This window comes from Terasakiella brassicae, assembly GCF_014641495.1.
GTDB lineage: Bacteria > Pseudomonadota > Alphaproteobacteria > Rhodospirillales > Terasakiellaceae > Terasakiella > Terasakiella brassicae.
This window is the reverse complement of record NZ_BMHV01000038.1, coordinates 1-17,240: the sequence shown is the minus strand read 5'-3', so window position 1 is coordinate 17,240 and position 17,240 is coordinate 1. Positions and strand designations below refer to the sequence as shown.

Genomic DNA, 17,240 nt, shown 5'->3' with positions numbered 1-17,240 from the left:
GGAAAACCGGGAAAAGTGGCAGTCGTCGCCGTCATCAGAAAGATGATCGGTATTTTAAATGCAAGAATGAGACAACATTATGCAGCGGCGCTTGACAATTAACACCGCTGCTTTTTGCGAATTTACCCCAGAGGGATTGCCGCTTCGCTATTCACGCGGGTTGGGGTGTTTCTGATTAACCAGACCTAAAAAACCACCCCTGTAGGGGCTTACTCAATATTTTTATTAGCAAACCCCCATAAGGGTGGTTTTTTGGTAAAATACACCAACAGCACAAATTGACATGAGCAACGCGAATGGAGATGGTGCTGGGGTGTCGGTCTCTGCGGAAACGCAGATGACCGTCTATGATCTTACAAATTGTAAGAATGCCCTATTGACGGACATATTCAGATCGGCACCTGAATGTTATGTCCATCAGATTTACTTAATTTTGACCGAGGTAACACGATGTTACCAAATCACAAAATTCGTGCGGCGACGGCCTTCATGGTATCCGGGTTTGATTGACAGTAGACGGCTGTCTGGCTGATGTTGGCATGGCCCATCATGGTTTGGACGGTTTTGATGTCTACGCCGCTGTTGATGAGCTTTGTGGCGAATGATCGGCGACCTGAGTGCGATGATACGGTCTCCGGCAATCCAGCCCGTCTGAACATTGCCTTCATAGCCATCTGCAAACTATGCCCCGTAAACCCCGACCCTTTTTGTGACCTGAACAATGATGAACCAGCGACCATCACAACATCAGAATTATGACGCCGGTCATCCAGATACGCCTTGAGGCTCTTACGGACCTTCGAATTACTCAAAAATACTTCCCGATTTCGTTTGTTCTTGCTGTTCACACGCATGATCTGGAAGTGGTCCTTGATGGAGCCATCGTCGTTCATGACATCGTTAATAGTTAACGCTGCCAATTCCGCCACACGCAGTCCAAGACCAAAACTCATCATCAGAATTGCTGTATTACGAAGACCATGACGTTCCGCAGCGGTAATTCGGATTAATCGATTAAATTCAGCATCGGTCAAAACACGGGCTTTACCTTCGATCATTTGATGCCTCCATAATATGGGGAATTATCATGGTGATGATATTTTCCATGGTTACAAGGTGAATGTTTCACCATGAATGTTCTGGACACCGCAGTCCCCTTCATAATCGGGGATAATGTGCCAAATCCCATGTTATGTAATGACGGGCCAGAACTATCAAAAAGGTTCATGATGCACCTTTTGTTTTTTTCCACCGGGTTTTCTGGTAGGCACGGTCAACAGCGTTAACAATGTCGGGGTCGTTTTCTTCAATCGCTGTTAACACCGTTGTTAACACCGCTTCGACGTCGGTTAACGAAATACCGGCACGGATCGTCGGATGTGACTTTATCGATACTGTTTGCGACGAGTATTTCAAATTGATGAGATACTCACCCTCATGCTCAAACCACCATGGGCGGAGCGGGACCTCTATGTGGGTTTCTTGTTTTACTTGTTACCTCATGAGTAACGTGTTACGTTACACGTAACGCACAAAGGACATGGAATGCCGATTACAAAGATAAAGCACAAAGGTCTGAAAGAATTATTTCAAACGGGCAAGACCTCAAAAATCAACAAACGCTACCATGCAAATTGTATCTACATCATGGACTTTCTGGATAATGTTACCGATCTGGCCCAATGCGTTGGTATCCAGAACTTCCACGAATTAAAGGGGATGCGGAAAGGTGAATATTCCATGCACGCATCGGGGAACTGGTGCATTACCTTTGAGTGGGAAGACCCGGATGTATTGATTTTGAATTTTGAAGATTACCATTAATGGAGATGATGATGGCACAAATTGAAAGAATGAGACCACCCAGCCATCCCGGCGAAGCCTTGAAGGCTATGGTCATTGATCCGCGAAATATTCAGGTTTCAGAACTGGCTGATGCCATTGAAATGAGCCGTAAAACCGTATCACAGATATTAAATGGTAAGGCTCGTATGACGCCGACAACAGCCAGCAAGATTGCCCGTGCATTGAATATTTCACCTACTCCTTGGGTCAATATGCAAACTGCATTAGATGTTTACGAAGCAGAACAGGAACTACGGCAGTGGAAACCGGGGAAGGTATGGCCGGAAGAAAACACGACAGCTTAAAGGTTTCCAAAATGCCGAAATTGTCTCAATATGAGACAATTCTTAGCAATAAAATTACAAAAAACGAAAAAGACATACTTCACAGTTTTGCATATTTTCGTGAAGTATGCTTTTCAAAAATTGATATAGAAAACGGGATTTTTAACGATCAGTTTTTTATATCAAACTTCCGGCAAAACACTTTCCCCGCCAATGGTCACTTCCGGCTCAATCAAGGTCAGTTGTCCGTCTTTATGAGTGACATCAAGCAATGTCGGCTCCAACACTATCCGCATCGATTCAGCTTCACTGGTCGCAAACACAGCAATGTCGATGGTAAATGCGATCAACTGGCCGCAATCGCCAGTGCCTTTCATTTGAATATTTCGTAAATTCGCAGTTGTCGCATTCAGGATCGGGAATGCCACTGTGATATCATTCATATTGAACGGCGATAATCTGCTCATGGCTTTTGCCCGGATGTTAATCGTCCAGCAAAACAACCGTTGTTTAGGCTTCGGTTCATATTCATTGTCAAAATCTTGCAGACGCATGATCTGTTTCCTCGTTGGTGCTTGTTCTTTTTATTTATCCATCAACTTCAGCATTGTTGTTCGACATTGATAAATACAGTCAGGATAAACTGAATGGAGCATGATCAATGCTGATAAAATCAGATCACCGGCCCTTATTCGAACAGGCGTTCGAGTTCCTACGAGCGAATTGTTATTTGAACGACGCAGCCGATTTTTCTCGTGACGCCATGGGCCGCTCACGCACCTATTTGTCGATGCTTCGATACAACGGGCATCAACCTTCCCCAGAGGTCTATGGTAACCTCCACACCTATTTACAAACATGCCTGACAGAAACGACAGACACAGAGCTTTGCCACTGGCTTGAGCATTACATCAACAAAGTTCGGAAGATGTTGTCATGAGCAAAATAACGATTGTGCCAATTACGATTAACGGCAGCTTCCCCATGGGATACAGTCCGGGCCTGTGGCTCTACGATAAAGTTGAACTGGAAGACCACACCGTTCTGGTCAAAAACTTCGATACAGAAATGAGGGACGGTATTTGTTTCGTAGAAATCACAGGAAAAATTATCGTTTCTAACAAGCTTGATGAAGCACGTATTGAGGTCATTGAAACATTCGACAGAGCAACTTCTAGAATGAACGGCGTGGTTGCGGATATATGGAATGTTAAGGTCCGTGTTGATAGAGATCAGATCATGACAACCGATCTAGATGCACTCCAAAAATCTATGCAGGATGATAATAAAAATTGACAAGATGAATACTTGGAAAAGTGCGATTCACTCAAGTAAATCAATAAAATGACAGCATTTAAGGTGCTGTTTTATAATCACTTATTGAATCGACATAACGTCGTGAACGTTTGCAGAAGAAGGAATTCAATTATGAAGAAACAACCATGGCGAGTTGCTGTAGGCAAATCGTATGAAGGTCTAACGGATGATCTCATTTCATCGGAAGCACTTTCAATGGAAAGCTGTTTCAGCACACACTATACAAAGCCACAACCACTGGATGGGATGGCACCGGAAGATATCCGTGAATGGCTTGATGATGCTGAATATCACAAGGCGAATATGATTTTTGTGAACTTTGACCGTCAAGCCGATGCCAAAGCCTTCGCATCAGTTTCCGATGGTCAATTGATGGGGTGATCCAAGCGGATTTCCTCAGAGGATAAATACATATATCGGGGGCTTGGCGGCATTACTCGATCAGGAACACGGCGACAGACAATACACAGAATTTATATCGTCGTCGTTCCTGACACGAAACTTGAGAGACCGTAGAAAGCCAAGCCTACGGTCTCTTTTTTTGGTAACAAAAAGAACAAAACGGGAACTAAAATGACGTATTCTTATGATAAAGTGAACGCTTTAGCCGGAAGTGGTAAAACCTATGCCGCTGCCCGGTTTGCCGTCAACAACGCCGCAAAAGCCGGACAAAAAATCGCACTGGTGCAACCGAGCAAGATTTTGATCGATCAAACTTACCGTGACATCATCAATTACATGAAGGAACAGGGCATTCGATGCCGGGTAAATTTCTATTACGGTGACCATGATCAAAAACTTCACCGTGGTTCAATTAAGCAAGAAATCATGGGGCATTTATCCGACGCAGATGACGTTGGTGAAATTATTCTGATAACCCAAGCCGCTTTCCTGACACTTCCCTATTGGCATCGCCGTGGTGATTGGACCATCATCATTGATGAAATTCCCACTGTGGATAAGGCATGGGATTTTAAACTTCCCCGCAGTCACAAATTACTCACCAGCAATATTGAGGTGCAGGATTTTGATGCCATCCACTACAGGGTATTTCCATCGACTTCTTCAAAGCTGTCTGAATACCGACGCAATGAAGACAACGATGCTGTCTTTGCGATGTTCTCGGAAGTATCCTCTTGCATCCTGAATGATCATTGGTCGGTCTATTGCCGCAAAGAACAATTCCACCGTCACCATGACGGTGATACCGAGCATGGTAAACATACATTGTCATTCTTCGGCATGCTGGAACCAAGCGTTTTTCACGGTTTCAAGAATGTCGTGATTATGGGGGCCATGTTTGACGAAAGTTTACTCAATCTTTATTGGACCATCAAAGGCATAAACTTCAATGAACATTATGCCATTTCATCTGCTGCCCGGTATTTCAACCACGATAATGGTGAACTGGTTACCTTCAAATATTTGTTCGAGGATGACTGGTCTAAACGAACCCGCGATGTTGAGCTTGACGGAAAACCCGTTTTGGATTGGTCGGTCGAACAGATCAAAAAAGAACTCGGTGACCAAGAATTCCTTTGGGTCGGCAATAACGATATTCAGGATGATCTGTTTGGACGTCATGGCAACATACGCTTACCCGGCGTTAGTAATGGGATGAATGAATATCAGCATATTAACCACGTTGTCTTTTTGTCGGCATTAAACCGGACTCCGGCCCACTATGCATTTTTACAGAGCCAAGGTCTTGATGCTGACTATGTAAAATTCGCAACCGGATGTCAGGCTGCCTATCAAGCGATTATGCGAGGGTCTATCCGTGATCCCCATAATTCAAACGCTAAAACAGCGATTGTGCCGGATTTGAGAACGGCTGAATATCTGGCCCGATATTTTGATGGCTGCCAGATCGGATTGCTCGGTGGTATCCCAAAGAAGACCAAGAAGAAAGCGGGTCGCAAGACGAAGACCGGCACATCATTTACAGGAGCGGAGCGACAGGTCCGTTTACGGGCGGAAAAAACACGTCGTTTGCTCAAAGAACAACTGGAATTAGTCCATCATGAAAGTTGTAACGAAAATACTATAGATAAGGCAATTTCGTTACATAAATCAGACCCGGCAGACGGGTCTGAATTGCTCAAGCAGATCAAGAGGAATTACAAGAAATTCACAGTTCAGATGTTTGATAGTATCTATTCTTCGACACCTGACTACCGTCTACGGCTGAGCAACGCAGAACTGATCCAGCAACTTCGTGATGCTCATGCCATTCAAGGTCGTCAAATGAAGAACTCGAACTTTTTGATTTCTTCTGCTGTCTTTGATGCTGATCTATCCGAAGAAACCAATCGCGGCCTTGCTAACATCAAGTATTGTAATGGTGTTTGGTTTGATTGCGACGGTGGTGATCTGACACCAGAAGAATTTCGTAAGTACTTCCCTGATCTACACATGGTGACCATGAATACTTTCAGCGGTCATGACCGCTGGCGAGCCTTCTTTCCAACCACGTCAATCATGAGCGTGGAAGTTCACCAGATTATCGTCAAATCGATTGTCCGGGTGTTGAACGACAAAGGTTACCATGATGATAAAACAGCAAACAAATTGGCAAGGCTCAATAAAGTTGTTAAACGCCACGGCTTTGATGTAAGCAAATTCACGGCATCAAGTCTATTTTATGCTCCGATGCCGACAGCAGATGGTGAAGGGTTCTTCAATGAATATCCGGGTAAAGAAATTGACCCGGTGCAATGGGTGGAACGGGCCATTGTCCACGATATGCCCGGCGAACAGATTGCACCGCTTGAATATGAAGGTCCAGAAAAAGCAGCCAATGACAATGATGAACCAGAATATCGTGAATGGGATGGCACGCTGTCTGATTGCTATTTTGCTCCACACAAGAAAATCGCAGAATATCAGTCACATTCTGAACATTCTGATGCCCGATACACTGGTATCTTTGGATTAGCCATGTCCTTCATCAAAGCAGCGACCATTGCCGGGCATAAAGATGAAATGACCGAAAGGCGTGTAATTGATTTCATCCAAGAAATCGATGGAGGCTATCATGATCGTCAGGATGCAAAGCGAATTCCAACTGCCGTGAAGAATGCTTTTAATAAGGCAATATAGCATAAGTTATCACATTGTTCTCATTTATTCATGTTTTGGATTCGCTCAAAAAATTGCATTAGACTTCCACTTTCAACGTCAGTTTCACGATTATTGAACAACAAAATGGAATGGCATTGAAACCGTTGCGTGGACTCAAAAATTGAACATCAAAAGAGCATTTAACGCAGATACAACATGCAAATAAATTGACATATCTGATTAAAAATATAGCATTTTATGTAATAACGAGGATGCTTTCATGATTGATTTAAACTTTACCGACATCACAAAACCAGCCACCCATGTGCCCCGAAAAAATCCACTCGATGTGTTCAGAAACGCCCTGCAACAGCAGATTGACGCCTGTCGTGATGCCCAAGCAGGAAAGACCTATACCGTCAAACGCCGCCGCTACGTTGGCGGTAAAGAAACCCACATAGAGGTCCCGCTCCGCCCATGGTGGTTTGAGCATGAGGGTGAGTATCTCATCAATTTGAAATACTCGTCGCAAACAGTATCGATAAAGTCACATCCGACGATCCGTGCCGGTATTTCGTTAACCGACGTCGAAGCGGTGTTAACAACGGTGTTAACAGCGATTGAAGAAAACGACCCCGACATTGTTAACGCTGTTGACCGTGCCTACCAGAAAACCCGGTGGAAAAAACAAAAGGTGCATCATGAACCTTTTTGATAGTTCTGGCCCGTCATTACATAACATGGGATTTGGCACATTATCCCCGATTATGAAGGGGACTGCGGTGTCCAGAACATTCATGGTGAAACATTCACCTTGTAACCGTGGAAAATATCATCACCATGATAATTCCCCATATTATGGAGGCGTAAAATGATCGAAGGTAAAGCCCGTGTTTTGACCGATGCTGAATTTAATCGATTAATCCGAATTACCGCTGCGGAACGTCATGGTCTTCGTAATACAGCAATTCTGATGATGAGTTTTGGTCTTGGACTGCGTGTGGCGGAATTGGCATCATTAACCATAAATGATGTTGTTAACGCCGATGGCAGCATCAAGGATCACTTCCAGATCATGCGTGTGAACAGCAAGAACAAACGAAATCGGGAAGTATTTTTGAGTAATTCGAAGGTCCGTAAGAGCCTCAAGGCGTATCTGGATGACCGGCGTCATAATTCTGATGTTGTGATGGTCGCTGGTTCATCATTGTTCAGGTCACAAAAAGGGTCGGGGTTTACGGGGCATAGTTTGCAGATGGCTATGAAGGCAATGTTCAGACGGGCTGGATTGCCGGAGACCGTATCATCGCACTCAGGTCGCCGATCAAGCTCATCAACAGCGGCGTAGACATCAAAACCGTCCAAACCATGATGGGCCATGCCAACATCAGCCAGACAGCCGTCTACTGTCAATCAAACCCGGATACCATGAAGGCCGTCGCCGCACGAATTTTGTGATTTGGTAACATCGTGTTACCTCGGTCAAAATTAAGTAAATCTGATGGACATAACATTCAGGTGCCGATCTGAATATGTCCGTCAATAGGGCATTCTTACAATTTATAAGATCATAGACGGTCATCTGCGTTTCCGCAGAGACCGACACCCCAGCACCATCTCCATTCGCGTTGCTCATGTCAATTTGTGCTGTTGGTGTATTTTACCAAAAAACCACCCTTATGGGGGTTTGCTAATAAAAATATTGAGTAAGCCCCTACAGGGGTGGTTTTTTAGGTCTGGTTAATCAGAAACACCCCAACCCGCGTGAATAGCGAAGCGGCAATCCCTCTGGGGTAAATTCGCAAAAAGCCCCGCTAAATGAACCTACTAATATATATACTTAGCTGGGCCACTTAAGGGGGCATTTATCAAACCGACCCTACATGATAGCGAAGCGACAATTCCTCTCATCTATGCATTAACACAAACCGCCATGTCGGCACTCGGTGGTAACAGCGTGTTACCTACGCAGCTTCAAAATAGCAACTTTAGCGAATAGAAACGCTTATGGGTGATGGAAAGAAGTCTCACTTTGTATCACGGAATGTGTGGTCAATTCGGATTCTCATAATATGTAACGGCAGTTTAGAAAAGCCTTTGGCAACAACAGGATACGAAATCAAAATATTTTGCATCAAGGAAAACCATTACATATTTTTTGCATAGCATCGTTAATTCATTTGCGAGCAAGCGGTTATGGCTACGTATAAATTGAGTGGGAATAAATTTCACTCAAAAAATATAAGTATTACAAAGACTTAAACCTTACAAAATCTTTTCATAGTCAACCAAAGTGTGTTACTTTTCAATGGGTTAGAAATTCAACTTTCCCAAAAGTTACATACTTTGGTGATTATTGTGGAACATAAATCCCGCGAAACTAAAACGTTTACAGACCAACACCCAATTCTCGGTGCGGATGCTGTCGTTTACCGTAAACGGCAAAACGGTGAAATCTACCAATTCCGTACATGGATTTCGGCTGAGAAGAAATATTACCGAAGGTGCACGTACGGTTCCGGGGAGGAGAAGCGCTCCGGCGCTTCTTACTCCACTTCCGGTGAGACGCGGCTTTCTCTATCTGGTGGCCATCATGGATTGCTGCGGCAATATTTTCCAAAAGGAAGCTGCTTATCAGGATATTCGTAGAATGATCTTGATGAAATAGCTGAAAGACTAAACACGCGAACAAGAAAAACGTTGGGGTTTAGAATCCCTGCTCATAAACTGGAGACAGTGTTGCAGTGACCACATGAACCCATCACAACAAAAAATCGGGCGTATTACCTTAGAGCATGTCTCATTTAATCTAATTCAGAAGACATGCTCTAACTTATTGATTTTACGCAAATGCGTCGTCGTAATCTGTGTCAGATTACTCGGGGTTTGCTCTAGGATCACGTTCTTTAAGCCCCCTTCATCGAATCACAAGGCCTCACCATGGCGAGACCTTTGTAACCCGTCTGAAACGTGCCTGAAAATGGCACCATTTTTTCATTCAAACAATACAGTATAGGAGAAGAAAAAAATCAGTCCTCTGTATTTTCCTCAATCTGATCCGCAGCTTTACCTTCCGCTTTTTCCAGCTTAGCTGCACGTGCGCGTGCAACGATAACGGCTTTTTCCAGATCAGCTTCGGTGCATAACCCCAAAGTTACCGGGTTGCGGGCTGTAATGTTGGGGGAATTCCAGTGGGATTTATCACGGATTGCTTTAATGGTCGGCTTGGTTGTTCCCAACAGTTTGGAAATTTGCACATCTTGCAGTTCCGGGTGATTTTTCACAAGCCATGCAATTCCGTCCGGGCGGTCCTGACGTTTGGAAACAGGTGTATAACGCGCACCCTTGCCACGGGCTGTGGGAACCGGGTTGGTTGAGCGCGCCAATTTCAAACGGGCCGCCGGGTCTGCCGCACAACGGTCCAGTTCAGCTTGCGTCAACTGACCATTTGCAATCGGATCCATGCCCTGCATGCCCATACCGACATCACCATCTGCAATGGCTTGAATCTCCAATTCATGCAAGCCGCAAAAATCAGCGATTTGGATAAAGCTCAGAGCTGTGTTTTCGACGAGCCAAACGGCCGTCGCCTTGGGCATAAGAGGCAGCGCCATCTTGGTATTCCTTTTCTTAAGTAAGAATAATCTCGATTGAACATGGTCAATCTAATTGATTTGTTACCCTATATATAATGGACTTTTCGCTCAGGTCAAACTTCTTCCATATGAAAGGTGTCAACTTTCAACATTCAAGACGATTTTACCGATATGTTGGCTGCTTTCCATCAATTCATGTGCCGCTGCCGCCTCGCTCATGGCAAATGATTTAAACAAAACAGGCTTAACCTTGCCGCTTTCAATTAAGGGCCAGACCGTTTCACGCAATTGCTGGGCGATTTGCTTTTTAATCTCCAGTGGCTGTTGGCGAAGCGTTGACCCGGTAATCGTCAATTGTTTCATCATCACCGACATGAAGTTCACTTCCGCCTTGGCCCCCTGCAAATAGGCGATATTGATCAAACGTCCCTTTTTCGCCAAACATTTAATATGACGGGAGATATAATCGCCACCGACCATATCGAGAATCATATCCACGCCTTTTCCGTTTGTGACTTCTTTTATAACCTCGACAAAATCCTTGTCTTTATAATTAATCGCCAATGAGGCCCCGAGATCGCGGCACGCCTGACATTTGGCGTCATTGCCCGCTGTCGTAAAGACCGTCACACCCAATGCCGTTGCCATCTGTATCGCCGTTGTCCCGATTCCACTGGAACCACCTTGAACCAACAAAGTCTGTCCCGGTTTTAATCCCCCCTGAAGATAAAGATTAAACCAAACTGTAAAAAAAGTTTCTGGTACAGCGGCGGCTTCTTCCATCGTTAAACCGGATGGAACGGGTAAACACTGTTCAGCCGGGACAACACAATACTGGGCATAGCCACCCCCGTTGGTCAGGGCACAAACAGTGTCCCCAACAGACAGGTTTGTAACACCTTCCCCCAGTGCAACGACCTCGCCTGAAATCTCCAACCCCAATAGGTCGGATGCCCCCGGTGGTGGCGGATAAAGCCCTTTTCGTTGAATGACATCCGGGCGGTTCACACCTGCCGCCGCAACCTTAACGAGGATCTCGCCGGCCTGCGCAACGGGGACATTGCGCTCAGTCATTGTCAAAACATCCGGTCCACCCGGCTCACGTATTTCCACACACTTCATCGTCTGTTCGATCATAACCACCGGACCCTATTTTTTGTTCAATAAAATACACAGTCTTGCTTTTTAAAATAATTTAGTTTCCTTGACAAACGTCAATTTTTATTGCGCTGCAGCAACTATTTTTCTTGACCCGACCCTTTTTCCCCGCCTAGAGTGCCTCTGCCGACAAAAGGCAAGTTTGACAGGTTGAGGCCATAAAATAGGGGCTGCCAGTTCCATATTAGAGAACGGCAGCCCTAATTAATTCCACCCCATACGAAACAACAGCGTAACATAAATAATATTTACCGTTGCCGTTTTCATTGAATCCGGCTAGAAAGCCGCGTTTGGAATTTTTGCGCCCTCAACTCGCGCGGATAGGGATATGACTGACAGAGCCTTGCTGCCAACCGGCCTAGAAGATGTTTTACCAATTGATGCACAACACGAAGCATCCGTTGTCGATCATCTTATGCATACTTTTGCATCTATGGGCTATGATCGCGTTAAACCGCCCCTTATTGAATTTGAAGACAACCTGCTGCAAGGCAGCGGTGCGGCAATTTCGGCACAAACCTTTCGCGTTATGGACCCTGTCTCGCAGCGCATGTTGGGGATTCGCCCCGATATGACCGTACAGGTCGAACGTATCGCAACCACCCGCCTGATCAATGCACCACGTCCTTTACGTCTGAGCTACGCCGGGCAGGTTTTGCGTGTTAAAGGTTCCCAGCTTCGCCCGGAACGCCAATTCACCCAAACCGGGATCGAATTGATCGGATCAGACGCACATGCCGCAGATTGTGAAATCATCCTGCTGGCCCATGAAGCTTTAAGCAAAGCGGGTGTCAAAAATCTCAGCGTCGATCTGGGCTTGCCTGCCCTTGTCCCTGCGATTTGCGAAGATTTAAACATGGACCAACAGACCCGCGAAGATTTACGCATGGCACTGGATCGCAAGGATGCGGCAAGCGTGAAGGCACTCGGCGGTGTGGCGGCAAATCTTTTTGCACAATTGCTGGACAGTGCCGGACCGGCCTCCCACGCCATTGCCATGTTAAAAAAACTGGACCTTGGCGGCAAAGCAAAAGAATTACGTGAACGCCTGATCAATGTATATGATCTGGTCAAATCACAAGCCCCGGCCCTGAGCATTACAATCGATGCCTCGGAAAATCGCGGGTATGAATATCATACGGGTGTGGCCTATACCTATTATGCAAAAGGCGCACGTGGGGAACTGGGCCGGGGTGGTCGCTATGTGGCAGGCTCAGGCGAGGCTGCGACAGGGTTTACTGTGTTTGTAGACAGCCTGATGCGCGCCCTTGAAAAACCAGACACACCTGAAAAAGTTTTCCTTCCCTTTGCAACACCTTCACAAGAAGGCGCACGTCTCAGAGCGGATGGACATATTATCGTAAACGGATTGCAAGAGGTCCCAGACGAACAGGCCGAAGGCTTGCGCATGGGGTGCAGTCACATCTTCTTAAACGGAAACATCGTAGCACTGTCCCGTTAAGGGCAGTATTCAAGACGGAGATTTTCACCAATGACAAACGTAGTAGTGGTCGGGTCCCAGTGGGGCGACGAAGGTAAAGGCAAGATCGTTGATTGGCTTTGCGAACGTGCCGATGTCGTCGTTCGTTTTCAAGGCGGTCACAACGCAGGCCATACTCTTGTTATCGACGGTGTGAAATATAAACTCAGCCTGCTGCCGTCCGGTATCGTGCGCGGTGGTAAACTGTCCGTCATCGGGAATGGTGTCGTCATCGACCCCGCAGCCCTTTTGCGCGAAATGGACACCATTCGCGGCCAGGGTGTTGAAATCACCCCGGATAATCTGGCTATTGCGGAAAATGCCTGTTTGATCCTGCCGATCCACCAACAACTGGATAATGTGCGTGAAGAAGCCCTTGGCAATGCCAAAATCGGCACAACAGGTCGCGGCATCGGCCCGGCTTACGAAGATAAAGTGGGGCGCCGCGCCATTCGTTTTGGCGATTTGGCAGACCCGGAAACTTTGCCGGCAAAAATCGAAAAGCTGCTTACTCATCATAACGCCATCCTGCGCGGTCTGGGCAAAGACGAATTCAGCGTTGAAGACCTTTTAAACCCGTTGTTGGAAATGGCACCGAAATTGATGCCTTATTCCAAGATTGTTTGGCAATTGCTGGATGAAGCAAAAAGCAAAGGCCAACGTATTCTGTTTGAAGGGGCACAAGGAACTTTGCTGGATATCGACCACGGAACCGTTCCTTTTGTAACGTCATCCAACACCGTTGCAGGTCAAGCATCTGCAGGTTCCGGTATGGGACCGGGGTCTTTGAACTATATCCTCGGCATTACCAAAGCTTACACAACACGTGTTGGTTCCGGCCCTTTCCCGACAGAATTGCTGGACGAAGTCGGAAAAGGCCTTGGGGAACGCGGCCATGAATTTGGCACAGTCACAGGTCGTCAACGCCGTTGCGGCTGGTTCGATGCGGTTCTGGTTCGCCAAGCGGTTAAAGTAAACGGTATCAGCGGCATTGCCTTGACCAAACTGGATGTTCTAGACGGTATGGATGAATTGAAAATCTGCACCGGCTATGAACTGGATGGCAAAGTGATCAAACACCTGCCGTCAAACCCGGCAGAACAAGCGCGCGTTGTCCCCGTCTATGAAGTAATGGAAGGCTGGAAAGAAAGCACAGAAGGCGCACGTAGCTGGGGCGATTTACCCGCAACATGTGTCAAGTACGTCAAACGCGTTGAAGAATTGATCGAAGCACCGGTTGCCGTTTGTTCCACAAGCCCGGAACGCGACGATACCATTTTGGTGACAGACCCGTTTGGTGGTTGATCGACAAAACAAACAAAATTTAATTCTTAAAAATACCCTGATCTTTGGATCGGGGTATTTTTTTTATTTTTTTCACTCCCTTTTAACTGTTTGTCTTTTAACATTTATGTGATTTCTATTTTCTTTTCGGCTACCATATGCGCAGTGTTAGTCGAAACAAGACACAAAACCCACGCGCATAGAGAAAAGACCCATTTATGGCCGAACAGGATAAACCCGACACGCAAGCTGCACCGGATGCAGCCCCCAGTGCCGCTGCACCGAAGGAAAAGGCAAAGCCGATTCCCCCTGTGACGTTGGATCGTTTCAATATTCTGCCCGGTTCACCCATCCCTGAACTGTCCACCCCATCCGCACGCGCCTATGTTGCCGAAGATAAACGCAACAGCGAACGTAAGCTTTTTGCCTTAATTTGCCCGCCTTTTCTGGGTGTTAGAACCGGTGTTTTAGAAATTCTAAAAGGGGCTAACATTCGTGGTGCAATGGGTCTTGTCGAATGGGGGATCGTCTCATGGCCTTTGTTTAATCAACGCACGATTGCCGTGATTTATGAACGCCCAAATGGCGGGCGATTGCTGGATCACCTTGGAAAAATCAACCAGCATGAAATGGTCCGCAAGATCATTGAACCGCTTTGTCACGGCTTGATGGAACTCTCCTCACGCGGGGTATCCCACCGCCAAATCCGCCCGTCCAACCTGTTTTTTATGGATGGGTCAATGGAGCGGCTTGTTCTGGGGGATTGTGCCACCGTTCCGGCCGGATACGATCAACCGATTTTATTTGAAACATTGGAACGCGGCGCCGCCCCGCCGGCAGGACGCGGCGCGGGCGATGTCAGTGATGATATGTATGCCCTTGGCGTGTCCATCATGTTCGCGCTAGCCGGTGGCAACCCGGTTCCCCATTTGCGCACCGACGATGAAATTCTTTATGCAAAGATGATCGAGGGGTCTTACACGACTTTGGTGGCCCAAGAACCAATCCCGGCAAATATGGTGGAATGTTTACGCGGGCTGTTATCCGATGATGAACATGAACGCTGGAGTCTGGAACAACTGGACCTTTGGATCAATGGTCGGCGCTTAACCCCCATTCAGAAAAAATCCGCGCCAAAAGCCAAACGTTATATTGATTATGCGGGCCGCGAACATTTTAATACCCGTACCTTGTCCTTGGCCGTTTCGCGCATGCCGTCACAGGTTGACCGTCTGGTGAAAGATAATCTTCTTGAAACATGGCTGAAGCGCGATCTGGAAAATTCCGATTTGTCTGCCGCCGCCTCCAACGCGATTCATATGGCGCAGAATCAGGCGGGTGACAAAGACTTAATAGCCGCACGGATCAGCATCGTTCTCGATCCTTCCTTACCTGTTCGATACAAAGATTGCTGGTTCATGCCAGACGGGTTCGGCACCACACTTGCTCATTCCATTTTACAAAAAGGTAACGCCAATACACCGGTTGAAGTGATCTCGCGTGGCTTGCCGCGCGCGTGGTTTGATGCTCAGGACACCTATAACCCGGTTTACGTTGCCCTTGAAAAGAACTTCGATCAATTGCTGGATTTCGTACAGGAACGCAAAATCGGTTATGGGATTGAACGCTGCCTTTATGAAACCAACCCGACCCTTCCGTGCCAAAGCCCTTTGATCGTCGAAGAATACGTCACAACGATCAAGGAGCTCATGCCCGCCCTGGAACGGGTATCGGCCAAAATTGATAAAAAACGCAAACCGATTGACCGCCATATCGTTGCCTTTATTGCCGCACGCCTAAACCAAAACATTGACCCTCATGTCAAAGCGGTTGGAGATGATCGTGAAGAAATTGCCACATTGGGGATGCTCAGCCTGTTGGCCCTTGTTCAATGGCGTACAAAATCGGGCGCGGTGCTTGGCTTTACAAGTTGGGTCGGTGCCCATATGGGACCAGCGATCAAGGCCTATCACAGCAAATCCATTCGCGAAGAACTGGAAAAAGAAGTCCCGAAACTAATCCGCAAAGGCAACTTGGCAGACTTGTTTAATTTGCTGGATAATGCCGAACAGCGCGCACAAGATCATATGGATTTCAAAGACGCTTGCAAAGAATTTGAAGATGCCGAAAATGAGATTAAAGATATAGAAGACGGCTCCAACACCATGCAAAAAAATTCAAGCCGACTGGGCGAGCAAGCCGCTGCAATGACTGCCATTGTTATTGCTCTCCTCATCATCTCCGTCACCTTTTTGGGTAAACTCTGGTAAGGCACAAACAAGATGGCAAAAAAACCAGTTAGAAAAGTTCCTCCCAAAAAAGGCGGTGGCGGCCTTATGCTCTTGGGTATGATGGCGCTGTTTGCCGCCGTCATCCTGATGCTGGTCTCAATGGCATCCCTGGTTCTGGTTGTCTTTGGCATGCTGCCGACTTTTGTGGCTGTTCTTGTCGACCGATCCCCGCAACGTTTTGCCTTTATCAGCGTTATGGCCATGAACTTGGCTGGTGTTTTCCCGTACCTGTTGGATCTATGGATGGGCAGCAACAGTATGTCGGTCGCGATTGACATTCTAACCGATGTTTTCTCACTCTTTACCATGTATGGGTCTGCCGCCGTTGGCTGGGTTTTATTTATCGTCACCCCACCCATCGTTACAACGGTTATGACCTTTATTGCCCAACGGCGCGTGTCAATCCTGCGTGCCAACCAAAAAAGATTACTGGCTGAATGGGGCAATGCGGTTGCCAACCTTGAAGACGATCCAATGGAAGAGAGCGAGGCCAAAGAACCAAATGCACCAAGTGCCCCGGGGGCGCCAAAAGCCGATCAAAGAAAAAAATAAAGAAAAAGCACCGTTCATGTGATCGGTGCTTTCAGACTGCTGACAAAGTGTTTTCAGTAAATAACGTCAATTCGGGATAAGGAATGTTGTCGGCAAGGCTTTCAGTGAACATGCAGGTTTCCTCGGTTTCAAAACATATGCAGCCAATCCTGCAAGCAGATTGATGAAGAAATGATCTGTTTTCCTGTGTCTTGAATGTTCAATCTGGCAAATTTCTTTCAGTTGTCCGATAACAGCTTCGACAATTGCCCGTTTGGACAGGAACCATTTCTGGAAAGAAGTATGATTGGCTGGTTTCATTTTCTTTCGGTGTTTTGTAATGAACTCAACCCCTTGTTCTGACAAATCTTGCGTCAACTTTTTGGAGATG

Annotated in this window: 16 protein-coding genes and 2 pseudogenes; 13 read left to right on the top strand and 5 right to left on the bottom strand. The window is 46.5% G+C overall.

All coding sequences use genetic code 11. The annotated features are described in order from the left end of the window. Positions 1-102: pseudogene (locus IEW74_RS16195) on the top strand (IS110 family transposase); the annotation flags it as partial. Positions 103-461: 359 nt separating this feature from the next. On the opposite strand, the gene IEW74_RS16190 reads toward IEW74_RS16195, so the two are convergent. Next, positions 462-1,058, bottom strand: coding sequence for a tyrosine-type recombinase/integrase (locus IEW74_RS16190; RefSeq protein ID WP_188667055.1), 597 nt, complete (start codon positions 1,056-1,058; stop codon positions 462-464). Between the two features lie 487 nt (positions 1,059-1,545). Here IEW74_RS16190 and IEW74_RS16185 point away from each other — a divergent pair, with 487 nt between their 5' ends. Then, the gene (locus IEW74_RS16185) at positions 1,546-1,824 is read left to right on the top strand and encodes a type II toxin-antitoxin system RelE/ParE family toxin (RefSeq protein WP_188667053.1); all 279 of its coding nucleotides are present in this window, start codon (positions 1,546-1,548) and stop codon (positions 1,822-1,824) included. Between the two features lie 29 nt (positions 1,825-1,853). Continuing rightward, the gene (locus IEW74_RS16180; RefSeq protein ID WP_188667051.1) at positions 1,854-2,150 is read left to right on the top strand and encodes a HigA family addiction module antitoxin; all 297 of its coding nucleotides are present in this window, start codon (positions 1,854-1,856) and stop codon (positions 2,148-2,150) included. A 161-nt stretch (positions 2,151-2,311) separates the two neighbouring features. Here the strand turns inward: IEW74_RS16180 and IEW74_RS16175 are convergent, their stop codons facing one another. Further along, complete coding sequence (locus IEW74_RS16175; protein WP_188667049.1) at positions 2,312-2,683, bottom strand: hypothetical protein; 372 nt, start codon at positions 2,681-2,683, stop codon at positions 2,312-2,314. Between the two features lie 107 nt (positions 2,684-2,790). Between IEW74_RS16175 and IEW74_RS17675 the strand changes: the two genes are divergently transcribed. The 6 genes and pseudogenes from IEW74_RS17675 (at position 2,791) to IEW74_RS16150 (ending at position 7,967) form a co-directional block, all read left to right on the top strand. After that, entirely contained in the window at positions 2,791-3,069 is a 279-nt protein-coding gene (locus tag IEW74_RS17675; protein WP_373283817.1) for a DUF6626 family protein, read from the top strand. Continuing rightward, the gene (locus IEW74_RS16170) at positions 3,066-3,425 is read left to right on the top strand and encodes a hypothetical protein (protein WP_188667047.1); all 360 of its coding nucleotides are present in this window, start codon (positions 3,066-3,068) and stop codon (positions 3,423-3,425) included. Before IEW74_RS17675 ends, IEW74_RS16170 begins: the two co-directional genes overlap by 4 nt. A 132-nt stretch (positions 3,426-3,557) precedes the next feature. Continuing rightward, positions 3,558-3,827: a hypothetical protein gene (locus IEW74_RS16165; protein ID WP_188667045.1), complete on the top strand. Its 270-nt coding sequence runs from the start codon at positions 3,558-3,560 to the stop codon at positions 3,825-3,827. 192 nt (positions 3,828-4,019) lie between these two features. Then, positions 4,020-6,548 (top strand): DEAD/DEAH box helicase, encoded by a 2,529-nt coding sequence (locus tag IEW74_RS16160; RefSeq protein ID WP_188667043.1) that lies wholly within the window; start codon positions 4,020-4,022, stop codon positions 6,546-6,548. A 241-nt stretch (positions 6,549-6,789) separates the two neighbouring features. After that, positions 6,790-7,224, top strand: coding sequence for a hypothetical protein (locus IEW74_RS16155; RefSeq protein ID WP_188667041.1), 435 nt, complete (start codon positions 6,790-6,792; stop codon positions 7,222-7,224). Positions 7,225-7,380: 156 nt separating this feature from the next. Further along, positions 7,381-7,967: pseudogene (locus IEW74_RS16150) on the top strand (tyrosine-type recombinase/integrase). A 1,571-nt stretch (positions 7,968-9,538) separates the two neighbouring features. On the opposite strand, the gene IEW74_RS16140 reads toward IEW74_RS16150, so the two are convergent. Together IEW74_RS16140 and IEW74_RS16135 are read right to left on the bottom strand one after the other, a co-directional pair. Next, the gene (locus tag IEW74_RS16140; RefSeq protein WP_188667036.1) at positions 9,539-10,123 is read right to left on the bottom strand and encodes a DUF1013 domain-containing protein; all 585 of its coding nucleotides are present in this window, start codon (positions 10,121-10,123) and stop codon (positions 9,539-9,541) included. A 120-nt stretch (positions 10,124-10,243) separates the two neighbouring features. Beyond that, positions 10,244-11,242: an NAD(P)H-quinone oxidoreductase gene (locus IEW74_RS16135; RefSeq protein WP_188667034.1), complete on the bottom strand. Its 999-nt coding sequence runs from the start codon at positions 11,240-11,242 to the stop codon at positions 10,244-10,246. Positions 11,243-11,591: 349 nt separating this feature from the next. On the opposite strand from IEW74_RS16135, the gene IEW74_RS16130 reads away from it, so the two are divergent. From IEW74_RS16130 to IEW74_RS16115, 4 genes are all read left to right on the top strand, one after another. Next, positions 11,592-12,725, top strand: coding sequence for an ATP phosphoribosyltransferase regulatory subunit (locus tag IEW74_RS16130; protein WP_188667032.1), 1,134 nt, complete (start codon positions 11,592-11,594; stop codon positions 12,723-12,725). A 30-nt stretch (positions 12,726-12,755) separates the two neighbouring features. Then, positions 12,756-14,048, top strand: coding sequence for an adenylosuccinate synthase (locus tag IEW74_RS16125; protein WP_188667030.1), 1,293 nt, complete (start codon positions 12,756-12,758; stop codon positions 14,046-14,048). Positions 14,049-14,245: 197 nt separating this feature from the next. Beyond that, positions 14,246-16,297 (top strand): protein kinase family protein, encoded by a 2,052-nt coding sequence (locus IEW74_RS16120; protein ID WP_188667028.1) that lies wholly within the window; start codon positions 14,246-14,248, stop codon positions 16,295-16,297. Between the two features lie 12 nt (positions 16,298-16,309). Then, a complete protein-coding gene (locus IEW74_RS16115) occupies positions 16,310-16,870 on the top strand; it encodes an acyl-CoA synthetase (protein WP_188667026.1) in 561 nt (186 codons plus the stop codon). Positions 16,871-16,936: 66 nt separating this feature from the next. On the opposite strand, the gene IEW74_RS16110 is transcribed toward IEW74_RS16115, so the two are convergent. Beyond that, a partial coding sequence (locus tag IEW74_RS16110) for a transposase (RefSeq protein WP_188667024.1) occupies positions 16,937-17,240 on the bottom strand: 304 nt, incomplete at its 5' end.